Below are 3,025 nucleotides of genomic sequence, written 5' to 3'. Positions count from 1 at the left end.
GGACACGTTGCCCGTGAGATTCGGGGCGGGAGCGGCTGCCGGTGCTGCTGCGGCATCCGTCGTTGCTGTCTGCGCCAGGGCTGCGCCCGAAGCGGCGAATGCGGTGATCAACACGAGCGCGTGCTTGACTGCGGTGGTGGAAGCGGCCCTGCTGGGGATTTTTTTCATGAGGCAATAGTTAAAAAAACGGAAGCGCATAGCCTAGAAGCCGCCTCATAAAAGCCTTGTAAAAAGTAGCGCCGCGCGCATAAAGATTTCATCGCGGCTTCATGCTCCGGCGCTGCCGGACCTGGTCAGACGGACAGCCTGTAGCCCACCGCCGTCTCGGTCAGCAGATGGCGCGGCTGCGCAGGGTCGACTTCCAGTTTCTGGCGCAGATGCCCCATGTAGATGCGCAGATAGTGGTTCTGCTCCGTCTGCGCCGGCCCCCACACGGTGATCAGCAACTGGCGTTGCGTCAGCACGCGCCCCACGTTGGCAATCAACACCGACAGGAGGCGATATTCCGTTGGCGTGAGGTGCACTTCGACACCGGCGCGCCGCACCACCCGGGCAACGTGGTCGACCTCCACCTCGCCGAAGCGAAAGACGGCTTCGGCCTCCTCCGCACCGCTGATCGGGCGCGGCCGGCGCAGCGTGGCCCGCACGCGCGCCAGCAACTCGCCGGCGCCGAAGGGCTTGGTCAGATAGTCGTCGGCGCCGGCATCCAGCGCGGTGATCTTGTCGGCCTCGCTGGCGCGTGCCGACAGCACGATGATCGGCACGGCGGACCAGCGGCGAACATCGAGGATGAGCGATACGCCGTCGCCGTCCGGCAATCCGAGGTCCAGAACGAGCAGGTCGGGCCTGCGGGTTCCTGCGGCCGTCAGGCCTTCGCGCAGCGTGCCGGCCTCGTGCACCTGCCAGCCTTCGGTTTCGAGCGCACCGCGCACGAACCGCCGGATCTGCGGCTCGTCTTCAATGACAACGGCTGTGTGTGAGGACATGTTCTTCAGAGCTGGGCTTCCATGGATACCGGCGGGGCCCGCCGCGGCAATGTCACGACGAACTCGGCGCCACCGTCCTGCGCGTTCGAGGCAGTCACGTCTCCGCCGTGTGCATTGACCACGGCCTTGCAGATGGCAAGACCCAGGCCGACGCCGGGCGTGGCCGATTCCGCCTGCCCGCGCGTGAACTTGTCGAACAGCGTCTGCTCATGGCCCTTCACGACGTCGGGCAGGCCGGGCCCGTGGTCGCGCACCGTGAGCACCAGGGCGGCGTCGGTGACGGAGCCGCTCGCCACGATCGGCGGCGCGCCGTATTTCGCGGCGTTCTCCAGCAGGTTGACGAGCACGCGTTCGATGAGCACGGCATCGAACTCGACGAGCGGCAGGTCGACCGGCAGCACCGTCTGCACATGCACGCCGCCCAGCGCCGGTTCGGCCGCCCGGATCGCCGACCCGAGGACTTCTTCCACCGACTGCCAGTCGCGCCGCAGGTTCACCGGGCCGCCGGCAATGCCGCTTTCGAGGCGCGCCATGTCCAGCAGATTGCTGACCAGCGCGTGGAGCTGGTGTGCCTGCGAGACGATTGCGCGAGCGGCCTCCACGTGCTCGTCGGACGGCAGGTTCTGCAGCGACTCGGCCAGTGCGATCAACGCTGTGAGCGGGGTGCGCACATCGTGTGAAATCGCTCCGAGCAAGGCGTTGCGCAGGCGCTCCGATTCCATTTCGACCACCGCCTGCTGGGCCACCTCGACGTAATGCACGCGCTCCAGCGCGATGGCGATCTGCCGCGCCAGCGTCTCGAGTTGCTGCGCCTGCTCGGGAATCAGCAGCCAGCGCGGCTGCGCCGGCGACAGCGCGAGCACGCCGCGAATGCGCATCGGCGCCTGCAGCGGCACGTAGTGCCAAGGTTGTGCCGCCAGCGTGGCGGTTGCGAGTCCGGCCGGCTGGCCCTGGCGAAACGACCAATCGGCGACGGAGGCGTCGAATCCCTTGGGTGCCTGCGACGGCATCACGAGACGGTCGTTCGCGTCCGTCACCAGCACCAGCGCACGGCCGCCGAAATGGCCTTCGACCGCCGCTGCTCCGAGCTCGACGACCTGCGTGCTCTCGAGCGCAGCCGACAGCTCGCGCGTGAGTTCGAACAGCGATTGCGCCCGTCGCTCGCGGCTGGCGGACACGCCGGCCGCGAAGCGCAGCCCGGCCGTGAGCTGTCCCACCAGCAGGCCAACGCCGAGCATGACGACGAAGGTCAGGACGTACTGCACGTCGCTGACGCTGAAGGACAGCCGCGGCGGCACGAAGAAATAGTCGAACGCCGCAACATTGAGCAGCGCGGCGAAAGCCGCCGGTCCACGCCCGAAACGCAGCGCCGAACCGATCACGCCGAGCAGGAACAGCATCACGATGTTGGTCAGCTCCAGCACATTCGACAGCGGCATGGCAACCAGCGTGATGCCCACGCTGATCGCCGCGGTAAAGGCGTAGCCGGGCCATCGCGCCCGTGGCCGGTCCGTGTCTTCCACGTTGTCGTCGGCAAGCCGGCCGGGGCGCCCATGCGCAATGCGCCGGGAGCTTTCGGCTCGCGCGACCTCGACGATGTCGAGGCCTGGAGCGTGGCGGGCGAGCTCACGCGTCAGCGCGGCCGAAGGCCACCATCGCAGCCAGCCTTCGGCCGGTTCGGCACGCCCCACGACCAGCGTTGCGCAGTTGAGCCGCTGGGCTTGCCCGGCAAGTTCCACCGCGACGTCGACGCCAGTCAGCACCGCAGTCACCGCGCCCAGTTCCTCGGCCAGTTTGAGCACCGCGAGGATGCGATCGCGCTCCGCCGCGGCCAGCCGCTGCAGCCTGGGCGTTTCGACATACACCGCATGCCAGCGCACATTCAGTTGACCCGCGAGACGCGCCGCAGTGCGCACCGTCTGCGCCGCGCCTTCATGCGGGCCCACGCAGGCGAGGATCGCGCCCGAGGTGTTCCAGGCCTGCAGCTCGCGGCCCTGCCCGTTGCCGCCAGCGCCCGATTGCTCCACGCGCCAGCCGCG

The 3,025-nt window shown here is 68.4% G+C and carries 2 protein-coding genes; both read right to left on the bottom strand.

Annotation, left to right across the window (positions count from 1 at the left end; translation table 11 throughout):
* Positions 1-293: 293 nt before the first annotated feature.
* Positions 294-986: a two-component system response regulator KdpE gene (gene kdpE, locus BLV60_RS33775; protein WP_093060147.1), complete on the bottom strand. Its 693-nt coding sequence runs from the start codon at positions 984-986 to the stop codon at positions 294-296.
* Positions 987-991: 5 nt separating this feature from the next.
* The coding region (locus tag BLV60_RS33770; protein ID WP_093060145.1) for a DUF4118 domain-containing protein at positions 992-3,025 on the bottom strand (2,034 nt) is incomplete at its 5' end.

The sequence above is a fragment of the Variovorax sp. YR634 genome (genome assembly GCF_900106655.1).
Classification (GTDB): domain Bacteria; phylum Pseudomonadota; class Gammaproteobacteria; order Burkholderiales; family Burkholderiaceae_C; genus Variovorax.
The sequence above is the reverse complement of the archived record's forward strand: the minus strand, read 5'-3'. Positions and strand labels throughout refer to the sequence as shown.